The sequence below is a fragment of the Flavobacterium sinopsychrotolerans genome, from assembly GCF_900110375.1.
In the GTDB taxonomy this organism is placed as follows: domain Bacteria; phylum Bacteroidota; class Bacteroidia; order Flavobacteriales; family Flavobacteriaceae; genus Flavobacterium; species Flavobacterium sinopsychrotolerans.
On sequence record NZ_FODN01000002.1, the window covers coordinates 332,993 to 350,366 of the forward strand.

A 17,374-nucleotide genomic window follows, 5' to 3' on the forward strand; every position below is an offset into this window, starting at 1 on the left:
ATTATCTAATTTACAATAGGTGCGTTTTTTGTTCGGTAAAAACGTTGTATTTTTACAAAAAACATCATTATGAATTTAACACAAGAAGATTGGGTTTCTCAATTTGAAGCTGATGAAAATGCAGTGATTCTGGACGTGAGAACCGAAGACGAATTTAACGAAGGTTTTATAGCAAATGCCATCAATATTGATATTCATAGAGGGCAGGATTTTGTAAATGAAATTGAAACTTTGGACAAAAGTAAAAATTATTATGTGTATTGTCGCTCCGGAATGAGAAGTGCAAAAGCCTGTGAAATAATGAATCAACTGGGTTTTGAAAATGCCTATAATCTTATCGGAGGCATTACAGAATGGGACGGCGAAGTCATTGAACCATAAAACAGAAAGAGGCAATTGCCTCTTTTATTTATTTAAATTATAAATATAATATCCTTTAGTATGAGTTTAATACCAGAAGAATTTCAGATTACATCATTATTGAATCAAGATACGTATTTAGTGGATGGCGAATTAAAAAAATGGGAAGGTCAGACAACCGCAGTTTTTTCAACGATTTCATCTACTGAGGAATACGGTCCAACCATATTGGGTTCGATCCCGTTTATGGGCGAAACTGAAGCGCTGGAAGCTGTCAATGCGGCCAGTGTTGCGTACAATAACGGTCAAGGATTATGGCCTACGATGAAAGTGTCAGACCGAATCAAATGTATGGCGAATTTTGTCACTCAAATGAAAGCGACCCGAAGTGAAGTCGTTAAGTTTTTGATGTGGGAAATTGGTAAATCGTTGCCTGATTCCGAAAAAGAATTTGACAGAACCGTAGAATACATTTATGATACTATTGAAGATTATAAATTATTAGACCGAAATAGTTCTCGTTTTACCAAAAGCCAAGGAGTAAATGCTATGGTGCGTCGTGGACCTTTGGGAGTGGTTTTGTGTCTTGGACCATACAATTATCCGTTGAACGAAACCTTTGCGTTGTTGATTCCGGCATTGATTATGGGAAATACCGTTATTTTTAAACCTGCTAAACACGGCGTTTTATTAATTTCACCTTTGTTAGAAGCTTTCAGAAGCAGTTTTCCAAAGGGCGCTATCAATATTGTTTATGGTAGAGGGCGTGAGGTTGCTTCGCCAATAATGAAGTCTGGAAAAGTCGATATTTTGGCTTTGATAGGAAACAGTAAATCAGCGATTGCTTTGCAAGATCAACATCCAAATAAAAACAGATTGCGTTTAATATTAGGTTTAGAAGCTAAAAATCCAGCCATCATTTTACCAGACGCCGATTTAGATTTGGCCATTCAGGAATGCATTGCAGGAACGCTTTCATTCAATGGACAGCGTTGTACGGCATTGAAAATTTTATACGTTCACGAAACGATTGCCGATGAATTCAACAGACGTTTTGCTGCCAAAGTAGATGCGCTTGTTTTTGGAAATCCTTGGGATAAAGCGGTTATGTTGACTCCGCTACCGGAAAAAGAAAAACCGACTTACATTCAGGAATTAATTGATGATGCCGTCAAAAAGGGCGCAACCATCATCAATGAAAAAGGTGGCGAACATTCTCCTAACTATATCTTTCCTGCGGTTTTGTTTCCAATAAATAAAGAAATGCGAGTGTATCACGAAGAGCAATTTGGTCCAGTGATACCAATTATGACTTTTAAAGACATTCAGGAACCCTTGAACGATATGGCCGAATCAAATTACGGGCAGCAAGTAAGTTTGTTTGGTAGCGATATCAAAACTATTGCGCCGCTTATTGATACTTTGGTAAATTTAGTGTGCAGAGTAAACCTGAACAGTTCTTGCCAAAGAGGTCCCGACGTATATCCGTTTACAGGACGAAAAGATTCAGCTGTAGGAACGTTGAGTATTCACGATGCCTTACGTTCGTTCTCGATTAGAACTTTTGTAGCTTCAAAAGACAATGACTATAATAATGCTATTTTGCAGGAATTATTAAACAGCAAAGAATCTAATTTCGTTAACACGGATTATACGATGTAAATCTATTTTAATTAGAAAAGTAAAGCCGTCTCGTTTTTGCAATGAGACGGCTTCTATTTTTTATGGGTATGGGTTTGGAGTTAAATTTTTTTCCAAAAAACATGTAATACGTGATGTTCTTTTAAATAATTATGAAATTAACAAGGCTTTACGTGAAACCGTAAAGAAATGGGGAAACAATAGGTTACATTTGAAAATATTATATTTTTCTACATGAAAATGACGCTACACCTCGGTTAATTTAAGACATAATTATGAAACACTTTTACCCAATTATTTTTCTTTTCTTTTTACTGTTTTTTTTTACTTCAAATGTTCAATCGCAAACAATAAATTTAGTTCGATTTAATAATACAGCCAATTATACATCAGGTTCCGGAGTATCTGTACTAATAAATCCTACAGGAATCTTCAATCTTGATAATAAATTCATTTTAGAATTATCAGATGTTGGAGGTAATTGGGCAAGTCCGACTATGTTAACAACTCTCGATGAATTTTATGTACCTGTTGTAAACGGAACTTTGCCAGCTACTTTAGCTGCGGGGAGTTATAAGCTGAGAATTCGTTCTACAAATCCTGTTGTTACAATTGAAACAGGAACTTTTAATGTGGTTTCGGGAAGTGGAATAGGAATTCCGACTCTTACTTCAGCATTAACAAACAACAGCAATTTCTTTAATTGTATTAAATGTACGGAAACTCAAACTATTTTTGGTTCATTAAATAGGAGTGATGTGGCTACTGTAGGAGCAGCTTCAGGAGGGATTTCAGCATCAAATAGAAATATTGAACTTTGTGATTTCGATACTAATTTTAGTTATAGTATAAAATTAGTAGGCATTTTGGATGGAACTTCATCTAATGTAATTCATACTAGCGGGGTCTTTTCTATTCCTTCTAATTTGGGAATTGGTACTTATGTTTTCGAAATTGAAAAATCAAATAGTACAACATCAAGTATTTTTAGTGTTATATTCTTGTTTCATGGTAATGCTACTAATTTAGGTAATTCTACGAGTGAAACTGTTTGTGTAGATGAAGAAGTAACATTTAATATTGAAACTTCGCTTTCTGGGATTGGAAGAAATTATTTAGGATCAAAATATACTATTAATTTTGGAGACGGCTCTGATCCATTAGAATTAACACATGCACAGTTAATGTCTCATCCTATTTTAACCCATAAATTCCAAACAGTTTCTTGTGACAAAACAAATGGTGCTTTTACAGTTGAAAAAAAGCTATGGAACAAAGGAATTTCAACTTCCTGTAATACTTTCGTGTTAAACGGAGGTGGGGTATCTAAAAGCGTGAATGCAAGCAAATCTCCTCAAGCAAATTTTGATTTAAAAATTAATCAATGTATTACTGATCCTATTAAAGCAATTAATACAACCGTAAAAGGTTCGTATGGTGTTGCTGGCTGTTTAAAAGAAGTATTATATAGCTGGTATTTTAAAAAACCGGGAGAATCTAATTATACATCTATTCCATCTAATAGTCCTTGGATAAACTCTATAAATGATTTAACAATACCTTCATCATTTATAACAATTAGTGGTTGTTGGGATATAAAATTGGAAGCAGTGAATCCAGATTTGTGTCAAAGTGTTACTGAAGCAATCAAAACCATAAAAATTGAAACGGTTCTAGATCCTACATTTACCAATACGCCATCATCTCCCATTTGCCCTAATGTAGCAATTCAATTTACTGACACAACCGTAATTCCAAGTTCTGGGTGTCAAGATTTAACTTACTCTTGGATTATAAAAAAAAATGGAGTGATTGTTACGTCAAGTGAAGTACAGGCGGTAGCACCCTCAACATTAAATTCCCCGAGTCCATTAATAAAGTTTATACAGCCGGGTATTTATACGGTAACTTTAGATATAACTAATTCTTGTGGAACTAAATCTTCTGCACCAAAAGAAATAGTTGTCAATGGTGCTCCAACGGTTAGTTTTTCTCCTGGTTCACTTTCGGTTTGTGATTTTAATTCAATTTACACGCTCGATTTTACCCAGTCCCCTAGAAAGCCTGTTTATAGTGTGGCACCTTTCACACCAAATAGTTATTTATGGATCATTAGTGGTGCAGGAGTTACAGCGGCTGATTATACTTTTACTGGAGGGACTTCCGCTACTGATGCGTATCCTAAGATAATTTTCAATGCTTTTAAAACGTATATAATTGAGGTAAAGGTTGATGGAAATTGTATCGGATCCAATATTGCTACATTTACTTTTGCATTAAAAGAGTTACCAAATTTAATCATAAATAATCCTACTGCTGTCTGTTCGCCTTCAACCGTAGATATTACAGTGCCAGCAATAACATCGGGTTCTGAAAGCGGATTGGATTTCACGTATTGGACTGATGCATCAGCAACAATAGCATTGTCAACTCCATCAGCGATTACGGCATCTGGAACGTATTATATTAAGGGAACCAAGACAAATGGCTGTCCAGTAATAAAACCGGTTACAGTCACTGTAAATGCTTTACCTACAATAGGAGGTACTTTATATGCTTGTATTGGTGCAACTTCGCAATTATCGGGTTCAGTAACACCAACTTCAGGTAATCCTTGGATTTGTTCAGATACTAGTATAGCAACAATAAGTAGTACCGGTTTAGTTACAGCAATAGCAATAGGTTCGACATCAATAACTTATACCAATTCAAATGGTTGTTCAAAAAGTGTAACATTTACAGTAAATGCTTTACCTTCAATTACAGGGACTTTATCAGCATGTATCAATGCAACTTCACAATTAACGGGTTCAGTAACTGCAGCTTCGATTTCGCCTTGGTTATCGTCAAATACTACTATTGCAACGGTCAGTAATACTGGATTAGTGACTGCCAAATCAGCAGGCACAACAATAATTACCCATAAGAACTCAAATAATTGTACGGTCACTTCCACTTTTACGGTGAATGCTTTGCCAACGCTTACAGGCACTTTATCTGTTTGTGTCAACTCAACTTCGCAATTAACAGGTTCAGGAACTGCGGCTTCAAGTTTACCATGGGTATCATCAAATATTGCAGTAGCTACAGTTAATGCTACTGGATTAGTAACAGCTGTATCGGCAGGGACTAGCGACATTACTTATACAAATTTGGATGGTTGTACAGTAAATGTAACGTTTACAGTAAATGACTTTCCTACAATAACAGGATTGCCAAAGGGATGCGTAGGTTCTACTTTACAATTAACTGGTTCGGGCACAGTAGCTACAAGTTCGCCTTGGGTCTCTTCAAACCTTTCGGTTGCTACAGTTAGTGCTACAGGATTAGTTACAAGTATAGCTGTAGGAACAACAACAATTACTTATAAAAATAGTAATAATTGTACAGTCGATTTGTTATTTACCGTAAATGAATTACCCAATTTAATTATTACAAATCCCTTAGTCGTTTGTTCTCCTGATACGGTTGATATATCTTCAACTGCTATAACTACAGGGTCTGATTCAGGATTGGACTTCACGTATTGGACTAATCTATCAGCAACTACAGTATTGTCAACACCATCTGCGATTACTGCGTCAGGAACTTACTATATCAAAGGAACGAATTCGAACGGCTGTTCTATAATTAAATCCGTTTCAGTTACAATAAACCCACAACCCACAATAGGAGGTACTTTATCAGCTTGTATTGGCTTGACTTCACAATTAACAGGTTCTGCAAATGCAGCTACAACTACACCTTGGGTTTCATCAAACCTTTCTGTTGCTACCGTGAGTGATACCGGACTGGTCACAGCAGTATCGGCAGGGACATGTGATATCACTTATGAAAATTCAAACGGTTGTATTCAAACGGTAATATTTACTGTAAATGTTAATCCAATTATTATAACCTCACAAACCCAAACGATTTGCACCAATACTTCATTTTCTATAGCTCCTTTGGATGGTAGTGGAAATATTGTACCAATAGGTACAAGCTATTCTTGGGGCGTTCCAACAGTAACAGGGGGAATTACAGGAGGTATTGCGTTAGTAAATCAAACAACGATTAGTGGGACATTAATTAATGGTACGGATGCAGTTCAAACGGCTACTTATACCGTAACACCAAAATCAGGAAATTGTAGTGGAAATCAGTTTACGGTTGTTATCACAGTTAATCCTTCTCCTAAAGTACAATTTTCCGAAGCCGATCAAGTACTATGTTCGGGAAGCGATACTTTACCAATAACCTTATCGAGTCCAACAACTGGAAATGTAACTTTTAATTGGACGGCAACTGTTCCAACGGGAATTACGGGTATAACTTCTCTGACAGGTACGAATACAATCCCAGTTCAAAATCTTAGTAATACAACAACAAATCCGCTTATTGTAATCTTTTCATCAACTGCGACATTAGAGAATAATGGGGTTTCTTGTTCAGGGACAATATATAAATATGAAATAACCATAAACCCTCCGGCACAAGTAAATCAGCCATTGGATAAGGTTATTTGTAATAACCAAGCAGCTTCCGTAATTTTTGCTAGTGCAAATACAGGAGGAACAACAACCTATTCTTGGACAAACAGTGACAATAGCATTAATTTACCTGCTACGGGAACGGGTGATATTTCATTTACAGCTTCAAATTCAACTGTAATTCCAATAGTGGCGACTATAGTTGTAACGCCCACTTTTACTAATGGAGGAAAAAGTTGCAGTGGAACTCCAAAAACATTTACCATAACTGTGAACCCAACTTTGACGGTAGATTTACCGGATAATCAAGAAGTTTGTAACGGTTTTTCAACAAATGCGATTGTCTTTACCAGAGCAATTCCTAATACCGTTTATAATTGGACAAATACCAATGCTACTATTGGAATTGGAGCAAGTGGAGTAGGAAATATTCCAGTATTTACAGCAATTAACAATGGAATAAATTCAATAACTACTTCAATTACTGTAACACCAAGTTTGAACGGCTGTTTTGGATTGCCAAAAACATTTACCATAACAGTAAATCCATCACCAGCAGTTACTTTTTCTCAGCCAAATCAAGTGATTTGTTCCGGTTCCTCAAATACAAGTGTAAATTTAACCAGTACAACAGCGGGAACTGCTTTTTCATGGACCGCAATTCAACCCACAGGAATTACAGGAGTTGTAACAAGTGGAACCAGTTCTATTCCTGTTCAAATAGTAACGAACACTACAAATGAACCTATTGTTGTTACTTATTTGGCAAAAGCCGAATTAAATACCGGAGTTAGTTGTGAGGGAGCTACTTATAGTTACACCATTACTGTCAACCCGGTACCACTGATAAATTCTCAAACTGCTACAATATGTAGTGCAAATGCTTTTAATGTTATTCCTCAAAATGGAGGTGGGACTATTGTTCCTGCAAACACGCTTTACAGTTGGAGTTCTCCTATTGTAAGTCCAATTGGAGCAATAACGGGTGGCTCAGCGCAAGGTGTGAATCAAAATTCAATTAGCCAAACACTCATTAATGTAACGGACCAATTAGCAACAGCCACTTACATGGTAACGCCTAAGTCTGGGACTTGTACAGGCACTCCGTTTACAGTAGTGATTACCGTAAATCCATCTGCAAAGGTTGCATTTTCTGAGGAAAATCAGGCTATTTGTACAGGAACCAATACTTTACCGGTTGTTTTAACTAGTGCAACTACTGGAAATGTAACTTTTAATTGGATAGCTAATGTTCCGGCAGGAATTACGGGTGTTACTTCTTTAACAGGTACGAATACGATCCCAGTTCAGAATCTGATTAATACAACAACAAGTCCGCTAATTGTAACCTATACCTCTACTGCTACATTAGATAATAATGGGGTTTCATGTAAGGGAGCACTATTTATTTATTCTATAATGGTTTACGCACCAATAGTCATCACTACAAATGAAGAAAAGGATATTACTTGTTTTGGGGATGCTGACGGAAAAATTGCTGTTACCGTAACAGGAGGAACGACGAACTATAATTATATTTGGACTAAAGATAATTCACCATTTGCAACCACAGAAGATATCTCTAATTTAATTCCGGGAGTATATACTGTTACCGTTTCAGACACTAATAATTGTGGTCCCGAAACAGCCACTTTCACGATAACCCAACCGCCAGTTTTAGCCTTAAATTGGGTTGGTCAAACGGATGTTTTGTGTTACGGAGTAGCAACGGGAGCAATAACAGTAAGTACAGTAGGGGGAACCCCAATCGAAATAACACCAGGTAATTTTGATTATAAATATGCTTGGACAGGACCAAATGGATTTACCAGTACCAATCAGAATTTGAGGAATTTACTAGCAGGAGCCTACGATTTAACGGTAACAGATAATTCTGGATGTTTCAAAAAACTGTCAACAACAATAACCCAGCCTGATGAAATTATTATCACTGCAACGACAACACCAATAATTTGCTATGGAGGAAATGATGCTTCAATAAAAATATTGATTTCAGGAGGTATTGCCCCTTATACTATTAATTGGAGTAATTTGGGAGGTGGAGACTTACAGGATAATCTTTCGGCAGGGGATTATCTGGTAACTGTTACAGACGATAATGATTGTATAAAAACACTAAATGTAAACATACCTGAAGCTCCTATATTTACTGTTAATCCAGTCGTTAAAAATATCTCTTGTTTTGGAATGAATGACGGCAGTATTAATTTGAATATTATTGGAGGTATAGTACCAGTAAAATTAGTTTGGGATGATAGTGCTGTGGCAGGAAATGTTAGAAATAATCTAAGACCAGGAACCTACACGGTAACAATCAGTGATGGAAAACCATGTACTATCTCTAGAACATTCATAATATTGGAACCACAAAAATTAGTGATTTCTGCAAATGTTACTGATGCATTTGATTGTGATGATGCCAATAGTGGCGCTATCAATCTACTGGTTGCCGGAGGAACAACACCTTTTACCTATTCTTGGTCAAATGGCGTTGTAACGGAAGATTTATCTAACATTCCCGCAGGAAATTATTCAATAATTGTTACTGATGCCAGAGGCTGTTCTGAACAAGCTCAATATTCAATTAACAGACAGCCACCAATTGTAATTGGAATAGAAACCAAAACCGATTTTAACTGTGAAACTAAATATGTTAAACAAACTTTTTTAGCGCAAGTTTCAGGAGGTTTCCCACCTTATCAATTGGTTTGGTCAAGCGGAACCGTAAGCGGAGCCAATAATGAAATAATGAATACTACCCAAAATGGAACTACGATTTTGGATGTCACGGATAATTTAGGATGTACATCAAGTTACAGTTTCAATGTAAAAAATCCAGTTTTAGGAAACCCTGATTTTACTACAAATTCCATTGGTTTCTCTACCTATGGAATATATTCCATTATAGATCCAATTCAGTTCACAAATACTGCTACGGGTGATTTTATTAATATCGCTTGGGATTTTGGTGATGGTAGTGTTTCTAATGAAGTAAATCCAATTCATTCTTTCGTCAAAGAAGGGATTTATATAGTGAACCAGACAGTTACCTATCCTTTTGGATGTATCTATACACATATAATTACATTAGCAGTTGACAAAGGATATGAATTGATGAGTCCTAATGGATTTACGCCTAATGGAGATGGAATTAATGAAACTTTTAAACCTGCTTTTTTAGGAATGAAATCAATTCAACTGGATGTGTATGATACTTGGGGAGAATTAGTATACTCTGAAACTGGTGAGACATTACAAGGCTGGGATGGAAAAGTAAAAGGAAAGGAATCAGAGAATGGAAATTATTATTACAAAGTAAAAGCAACCACTTTTTATGGCACAGTAGTAAGCAAAGATGGTCCTTTTACACTAATCAAATAAGAATAGCATAATGAAAATAAAAATAGCAGCATTCATACTTTTGTTAAGTTTTTCTTTAACAGTTAAAGCGCAAGATCCCATTTTTACTCAATATTTCATGGTTCCAGAAACCTTGAATCCTGGATTTACAGGTTTTTTAGAAACCACCAAAGCTGGGATATTACACAGAACGCAATGGCCTGATTTGAATTTTAGAGTCGATACAGATTATGGCTTTATGAATACATGGTTGGAAAATGCAAACAGCGGAGTAGGAATAAGCGTCCTAAACCATAGAGAGAAATTTACCGATTATAATTTTACTCAAGTTAATCTTAATTATGCTTATCGGGTTCAATTAAACGATGAATGGTTTTTTAGACCCGCTATTGAAGTTGGTTTTGGAAATAAATCGTTTGGGTTTCAGAATATTATTTTAGAAGATCAAATTAATATTGGCTTGGGAACTATCAATCCTTCCAGTGTAGATCCCTTACTTTTGAATGAAAAAGTAAGGTTCTTTGATTTTTCTGCAGGAATGCTTTTCAATAATGAAAATGCTTGGTTTGGGCTTTCTCTAAAACATCTTAATAAACCTAATATTTCATTTTCAACCATTGGAAATGTCCCGTTAGAAATGTTTTTTTCAGCAAATGCAGGCTATGAATTTAAACTGGGGGATTATATTGATATCACTGCTTTACCTTATGAAACACGGTTGCTTCTCACATCCAATTATATGACTCAAGGCGAGTACAGCCGATTTGATTTAGGAACAGGTCTTGTTTTTGAAAAGTTTTTTTTTGGAGCCAGTCTAGCAACAAATCCAGGAAAAAAGACGGATAAGAGTCACTTTTTAACTTCAATAAATGCCTTTGGAGGCTTGCAATATGAGCATTTTAAATTTGGTTATTCCTATGATTTTAATACTTCTAAAATAGGAAAAACAGGCGGGATTTTTGAACTGTCGGTAATTTATCAATTTGATTTGGAAGTGAAATGTTTTGGTTGTCCAAATTATTATTGATTTCATTAATACGTATTGTATTAAGTAATTTAGTTTATTTAGAAAAGTACAGCTGTCTCGTTTTTTCGAGCCGAATTTTTTATGGAGTTGAGGTTAATGAGATATATTCAAATGGATTTATAATAAATAATTTACTAATTAATGGAAGCTTGGAAAAGTTAATTTAGGCATCAAGCTGACCAAAAATATATTCTTAACTGAACTAGCAGAATTATTTTTCAATGATTGCATTGAAAAAAAACAGCAAACTACTAACAATAAAGGTTTACAATAATTTGGCAATCTATAAAGGCTAATTAACCCACAGATCAACCTATAAAACAAAAAAGGTGATCTGTTACCAGACCACCTTTTTAAACAAATTATAAATCTAAATTAAACTAAGTCGAAACGATCTAAGTTCATCACTTTAGTCCATGCTGCAATAAAGTCTTTTACAAACTTTTCCTGAGCATCTGTACAACCATAAACTTCGGCAATGGCTTTAAGCTCTGAGTTAGAACCAAAAATAAGGTCAACACGAGTTCCAATCCATTTTAAACTGCCTGCCTTACGATCACTTCCTACAAATGCATCATCAGATTCTGATACTGCTTTCCAAGTGGTACCTAAATCAAGTAGGTTGACAAAGAAATCATTAGTAAGTGCTTCTGGACGTTTTGTAAAAACTCCGTTTTGAGAGTGATCAAAGTTAGTATTCAGTACACGCATACCTCCAACAAGAACTGCCATTTCTGGTGTTGTCAAAGTCAATAATTGTGCTTTGTCAACTAACATTTCCTCTGCAGAAACCGTATATTTTGTCTTAACATAATTACGGAAACCATCAGCTTGAGGCTCTAGCACTGCAAATGATTCTACATCTGTTTGTTCTTGTGAGGCATCTGTACGTCCGGGTGTGAAAGGTACTGATATATAATGTCCAGCTGTTTTAGCTGCTTTTTCTATTGCTGCACTACCACCCAAAACGATTAAATCAGCAATTGAAACGTGCTTGCCAGTTGATTGAGTGCTGTTGAAATCATTTTGAATTCCTTCCAGTTTGTTAAGTACTCTTTCTAATTGTGAAGGATTGTTTACTTTCCAATCTTTTTGTGGTTCAAGACGAATGCGGGCACCGTTAGCACCACCACGTTTATCAGATCCACGGAAAGTAGATGCGGATGCCCAAGCAGTAGAAACTAATTCTGGCACAGACAATCCTGAGACAAAGATATTTGCCTTAAGCGCAGCAATATCTTGATCATCAATTAATGGATGGGTAACTGCTGGAACCGGGTCTTGCCAAATTAGTTCTTCAGCAGGAACTTCAGGCCCTAAATAGCGTGCTTTTGGTCCCATATCTCTGTGTGTAAGCTTGAACCAAGCTCTTGCAAACGCATGATTGAATTCTGCCGGATTTTCAAAAAAATGTCTTGAAATTTTCTCGTATATTGGGTCTACTCTTAATGACAAGTCAGTAGTCAACATAAAAGGTTGGTGGCTTTTTGAAGGATCGTGGGCATCTGGTACAGTTCCTGCACCTGCATCGCCTTTTGGTTTCCATTGGTGGGCACCAGCAGGGCTTTTGGTCAATTCCCATTCGAATCCAAACAAGTTTTCAAAGAAGTTATTGCTCCATTTTGTAGGTGTAGTCGTCCATGCTCCTTCAAGACCGCTGGTAATTGTATCGCCGGCATTTCCAGTACCATAGGTGTTTTTCCAACCTAAACCTTGCTCTTCAATAGATGCTCCTGCCGGTTCTGGACCCACATATTTGTTTGGATCAGCAGCACCATGGGTTTTGCCCAATGTGTGGCCACCGGCAATAAGGGCAACTGTTTCTTCGTCATTCATTGCCATACGGGCAAAGGTTTCACGAATATCACGAGCTGCTAATAGCGGATCAGGATTACCGTCAGGACCTTCAGGGTTTACATAAATGAGTCCCATTTGTACCGCAGCTAAAGGATTTTCTAAATCACGATCACCAGAGTAACGGCTATTTGGAGTGTTACTAAGTGCTAACCATTCTCGTTCAGAACCCCAATAGATGTCTTCAGTAGGTTCCCAGACATCGGCACGTCCACCTGCGAAACCAAATGTTTCTAAACCTGCCGACTCAAGGGCGCAGTTACCAGTTAGGATCATTAAATCTGCCCATGAAATTTTCTTGCCATATTTTTGTTTAATTGGCCATAATAATAAACGAGCCTTGTCTAAGTTTGCATTGTCAGGCCAACTGTTTAATGGCGCAAAACGCTGTGTTCCAAAACCTGCTCCACCACGGCCGTCAGCTATACGGTACGTTCCTGCACTGTGCCAAGCCATTCGGATGAAGAAAGGGCCATAGTGACCATAGTCAGCTGGCCACCACTCTTGTGAGGTGGTCATCATTTCGAATATGTCTTTTTTTAAGGCATCAAAATCCAGAGATTTGAATTCTTCAGCATAGTCAAATGCTTCTCCCATTGGGTTGGATAGGGAAGAATGTTGGCGTAAAATGTTTAATTTCAATTGGTTTGGCCACCAGTCGCGGTTACTTGGACCGGCACCTGCACTTTGCTTTGGAGCAACTGCACCAGAAAATGGGCATTTGCTTTCTCCATTGACATTGTAGGATGTTGGGTTTGTGTTATTTTCCATAGTATAATTATTTTTTATTTTCTTAAAGCGAATTTACCACAAAGAATCCTTACCTGATTTGATTTTTAATAGATAAAATTGATAATGGTAATTGTGTTTTAATATGCTAAATTTAATGAATTTATAGTAATAACGCCTCTTTTTAATAGCTTTATAGTGTTATAGTTGTATTAAATTTACGGTTTGCCAACCGAAACCTCTATGATTTGCGTTATCTCTGAAATATTTTTGAATTTACTGAAATTATAATTATTTTTCCGGACCTCAATTTTTAAAATCTGCAATTAATTTATAAATGTTAAATCATAATGTATTACTAAAACCTAGCAAATATCAGGATTGTTAGCACTAACTTTAACCAAAAATAAAAAACATGAATCCATTTGAAAATAATAATAGTAGTCAAAATACGGTAAATTCTGAGTTTGAAGCTTGGGTTGGCATTTTATACTCTTGTATTTCTGCCGATAATCAAATCACCGACTCGGAAACGGCAACATTATCCAGAGTTTTGTCTTCAAAACATAAATTTATCGGAATTGATATTGCACCTCTCTATAGAAAAGCATTTAATGTAAGAGCGGAACTGGGACAATTAAAATACATTTCGGCTTGTTCCGAATGGATTAAAGGAGAAGATAAGGAAACCGTATTTGTTCTTGCATTGGAAGTGTTGCTTGCTGATGGAACATTGGAAAAAGAAGAAAAAAACGTAATTGAAGTTTTATCCAATCAATTAGAAATTGAGAAAGAGATGACCAGCAAAATAATTGAGGTGATTTTCTTGAAAAATAAAGGTAATATTAAAGGAATATAAGTGGCTAAATCAAAATAGAGTTCTACTTCGGAGCGTATATTAAATGGGTTTAATTTTGATTGTAAAAAAAGAAGAGCATTTCAAATCTGAAATGCTCTTCTTTTTTTGTTTTGGAGAAACGAAAAGTTGATTTTTTATTGTCAAAAGAATCGTTACGCACCTTTTACTATGCATGCATATTATTCAAATTAATTCCTTATTTTTGGAATATAACACAAAAAATATGCAATACGATTTTGATTACATAATAATAGGAAGCGGATTTGGAGGTTCAGTAAGTGCTTTACGGCTTTCTGAAAAAGGATATAAAGTTTTGGTGATTGAAAAAGGGAAATGGTACAAATCGGAAGATTTTGCCAAAACCAATTGGAATCTCAGGAAATGGTTGTGGATGCCTTCGTTGCGTTTCTTTGGTATCATGAAAATGAGTATTTTCAGGCATGTTGTAATTATATCGGGAACGGGAGTTGGTGGTGGTTCCCTGGTGTATGCGAATACTTTACCCGTGCCAAAATCGGCATTTTATAAATCAGGAAGTTGGAGCGAATTAGAAGACTGGGAAACCGAATTAAAACCATTTTATCAAAAAGCACTCACCATGCTTGGTGCATCCAGAAATCCCAAATTGTTTGACGGTGATCTTGCATTGAAGGAATTGGCAAAAGAAATTGGGAAAGAAGATCAATTTGAACATCCTGATGTTGCGGTTTTCTTTGGAAAAGAAGGGGTGAACGTAAAGGATCCCTATTTTGAGGGAAAAGGTCCTGAAAGAGCTGGATGTAATTTTTGTGGAGGTTGCATGACGGGTTGCAGACATAATGCTAAAAATACACTTGATAAAAATTATTTGTATCTAGCGCAAAATAATGGTGCTGAAATCCTTGCCGAAAATGAGGTTTATGATGTTTTGCCAATTGATGATAAAGACGGGACTTCAGGCTACAAAGTCGCTGTAAAATCAAGTACTAAATTTTTTGGATCCAGAAAAGAATTTACTTCAAAAGGAGTGATTTTTTCAGGAGGCGTATTGGGTACTATTAAATTACTGCTTAAACTAAAAACAAAATCACTTCCGCTATTGTCAGATAAACTTGGCGATGACATACGAACCAATAATGAAACGCTAATTAGTGTTTCCTCTTTGGACAAAACTAAAAATTTATCAAAAGGAGTGGCTATTGGCAGTCTCCTTCACACGGATGACAACAGTCATTTGGAAATTGTGAGGTATTCAGAAGGATCGGGTTTCTGGAAATTACTTCATTTGCCTTTGTCTAATGGAAAAAACACAATTGAACGAATGGCAAACATGACGCAACAAGTAGTAAAATATCCATTAACCTACTTCAAAATTTATTGGGTAAACAGTTGGTCAAAAAGCACTACTGTTTTGTTATTCATGCAATCAATAGACAGTACTTTAAAATTCAAAAACAACTTTTTTGGCGGAATGTCATCGACAATAGGTACCGGATTAAAACCGTCCGCTTATATTCCGGAGTCTATCGCTTTGACAGAAAAATACAGCAAAATAATCAATGGTAAAGCAACTTCATTTGTTTTGGAATCCGTAGCAGGAATCCCGTCAACTGCCCATGTATTGGGAGGTGCAGTGATGGGGAAAGATCGTTCAGAAGGAGTAATTAATAAAAACAATGAAGTTTTTGGATACCATAACATGTTGATAATTGACGGTTCCATGATATCTGCAAATCCGGGAGTTAATCCATCACTTTCCATCACAGCAATTGCAGAACGAGCTATGGATCAGATTCCGGTCCCTATTGAAAGAAAGGATTTTTGAAATTTCATGCTAACCAGATGAATTAAAAATGAATCTCTATTTTTTTTGCTTCCCAATGTTCCATTATTAAATTAATTGCTTAATTTAGAATACTTAAATAGCTGCATAATTTTATTTTAACTCAGGACTGAATAAGTCTTTAAAAATAATTCGATATCAGAAAAAAAGTCAAAATAACAAAGAAAAAAATTCATGAAAGACTGCATCGGGAGCCCGTATTAACGCATCCTACACTGAAGTTTATTCCTAATATTGTGATCAATCTAGTTAGTTTAATAGTAACATTTGCCATAGTGGGCATCTTACTCTATTTTATCTTGGATTATTTGATTAAGAAATTTTATCATTTGGATTAAAAAAGTAGTATTTCAAAAATTGAAGTGGAGTATAAAATTAATCATACTCTTATTTTTTTATTAAAATAAAATTTTGTTGATGTAGGTTTCTCCAGATTAAATAGGTGTACAGACAATAATTGTGCATCAAACCCTGAAATTCATAGTGAATATCAGTCTGAGGAAAAGTGGCGAAATACTTGTAGCATCCAAACATAAGTTACCATTGATTTAGAAAATATCTTCGTCTATTGCTTATTTTTTAAGGTTGTTAGTTTAGTTTTAGCTATTTTTTGCAGAAAGACCTAGAGCAAATTGATGATGTAGGGTTATGCAAAATATAATTTAGAATCCGCCTTTTATGTAACTCCAGCCTTGTTCTTGTTTTTCAACAATTTCAGCAATGCCGGCGGGTACATATTCTACTTCAGGGATCAATTGGTCTTTAGTTATTTTTCGGTTTTTCATAGTGTTTTCGCAAACTACAAAACGAACTCCCTTTTCATGAAGCACTTTAATTGCTGCGATGTGCTTTGATTTTGTGGGCATTAAAAACTCTAATCCCATATTGTAAACCACCACTTCGTACTTAGCTTTAGGCCAAAGAGCAGTTAAATTATTTAGCTGGTTTGCAAATGCTTTCTGTTGAATAGTATCATTAGCATTGGTAAACTGAAACACTATTTTATGGTTATTCGATTTTTTTTGTGCCAATGCCACGATTGAAATCAAACCAAATAATAGAACAAATAAAATCGTTAGATTTTTCATAATTGATTTTTTAAAATTACTTTTTTTCGTTTTTCTTTTTTGCTTCTTTTATCGGTTTGAAAGGCCCGAATTTATGTTGGATTTCCGTAAACCTATCTGAAAAAGGTCCAAAAGGATGATCGACTGGTTTTTTAGAAATAT

Annotated in this window: 8 protein-coding genes; 6 read left to right on the forward strand and 2 right to left on the reverse strand. The window is 35.8% G+C overall.

Annotated elements, in window-relative coordinates; genetic code table 11:
- Positions 1-69: 69 nt before the first annotated feature.
- The 4 genes from BMX64_RS05740 to BMX64_RS05755 all read left to right on the forward strand — a co-directional run bounded on the left by BMX64_RS05740 (position 70) and on the right by BMX64_RS05755 (position 10,881).
- A complete protein-coding gene (locus BMX64_RS05740; protein ID WP_091168219.1) occupies positions 70-381 on the forward strand; it encodes a rhodanese-like domain-containing protein in 312 nt (103 codons plus the stop codon).
- A gap of 60 nt (positions 382-441) precedes the next feature.
- Positions 442-2,022 carry an NADP-dependent glyceraldehyde-3-phosphate dehydrogenase gene (locus BMX64_RS05745; RefSeq protein ID WP_091168221.1) on the forward strand — a complete coding sequence of 527 codons (1,581 nt, stop codon included), beginning with the start codon at positions 442-444 and terminating at the stop codon, positions 2,020-2,022.
- Between the two features lie 254 nt (positions 2,023-2,276).
- On the forward strand, positions 2,277-9,875 hold the full coding sequence (locus BMX64_RS05750) for an Ig-like domain-containing protein (protein ID WP_091168224.1): 7,599 nt from the start codon (positions 2,277-2,279) through the stop codon (positions 9,873-9,875).
- Between the two features lie 10 nt (positions 9,876-9,885).
- Positions 9,886-10,881, forward strand: coding sequence for a PorP/SprF family type IX secretion system membrane protein (locus BMX64_RS05755; RefSeq protein ID WP_091168228.1), 996 nt, complete (start codon positions 9,886-9,888; stop codon positions 10,879-10,881).
- A gap of 375 nt (positions 10,882-11,256) precedes the next feature.
- Here BMX64_RS05755 and katG read toward each other — a convergent pair whose 3' ends face one another.
- Positions 11,257-13,506, reverse strand: coding sequence for a catalase/peroxidase HPI (gene katG / locus BMX64_RS05760; protein ID WP_091168232.1), 2,250 nt, complete (start codon positions 13,504-13,506; stop codon positions 11,257-11,259).
- Positions 13,507-13,879: 373 nt separating this feature from the next.
- Here katG and BMX64_RS05765 point away from each other — a divergent pair, with 373 nt between their 5' ends.
- Both BMX64_RS05765 and BMX64_RS05770 read left to right on the forward strand, forming a co-directional pair.
- Positions 13,880-14,323, forward strand: a complete 444-nt coding sequence (locus tag BMX64_RS05765; RefSeq protein ID WP_091168237.1) for a tellurite resistance TerB family protein — start codon at positions 13,880-13,882, stop codon at positions 14,321-14,323.
- Positions 14,324-14,546: 223 nt separating this feature from the next.
- Entirely contained in the window at positions 14,547-16,127 is a 1,581-nt protein-coding gene (locus BMX64_RS05770) for a GMC oxidoreductase (RefSeq protein ID WP_091169034.1), read from the forward strand.
- Positions 16,128-16,807: 680 nt separating this feature from the next.
- Here the strand turns inward: BMX64_RS05770 and BMX64_RS05775 are convergent.
- Positions 16,808-17,233, reverse strand: a complete 426-nt coding sequence (locus tag BMX64_RS05775; protein ID WP_091168241.1) for a DsrE family protein — start codon at positions 17,231-17,233, stop codon at positions 16,808-16,810.
- Positions 17,234-17,374: the final 141 nt, after the last annotated feature.

What these genes read in the sequence shown, in the direction of transcription:
- BMX64_RS05745 (WP_091168221.1), top strand. Translation starts at nt 442, where the DNA reads ATGAGTTTAATACCAGAAGAATTTCAGATTACATCATTATTGAATCAA.
- BMX64_RS05750 (WP_091168224.1), top strand. Translation starts at nt 2,277, where the DNA reads ATGAAACACTTTTACCCAATTATTTTTCTTTTCTTTTTACTGTTTTTT.
- BMX64_RS05765 (WP_091168237.1), top strand. Translation starts at nt 13,880, where the DNA reads ATGAATCCATTTGAAAATAATAATAGTAGTCAAAATACGGTAAATTCT.
- BMX64_RS05740 (WP_091168219.1), top strand. Translation starts at nt 70, where the DNA reads ATGAATTTAACACAAGAAGATTGGGTTTCTCAATTTGAAGCTGATGAA.
- BMX64_RS05755 (WP_091168228.1), top strand. Translation starts at nt 9,886, where the DNA reads ATGAAAATAAAAATAGCAGCATTCATACTTTTGTTAAGTTTTTCTTTA.
- katG (WP_091168232.1), bottom strand. Translation starts at nt 13,506, where the DNA reads ATGGAAAATAACACAAACCCAACATCCTACAATGTCAATGGAGAAAGC.
- BMX64_RS05770 (WP_091169034.1), top strand. Translation starts at nt 14,547, where the DNA reads ATGCAATACGATTTTGATTACATAATAATAGGAAGCGGATTTGGAGGT.
- BMX64_RS05775 (WP_091168241.1), bottom strand. Translation starts at nt 17,233, where the DNA reads ATGAAAAATCTAACGATTTTATTTGTTCTATTATTTGGTTTGATTTCA.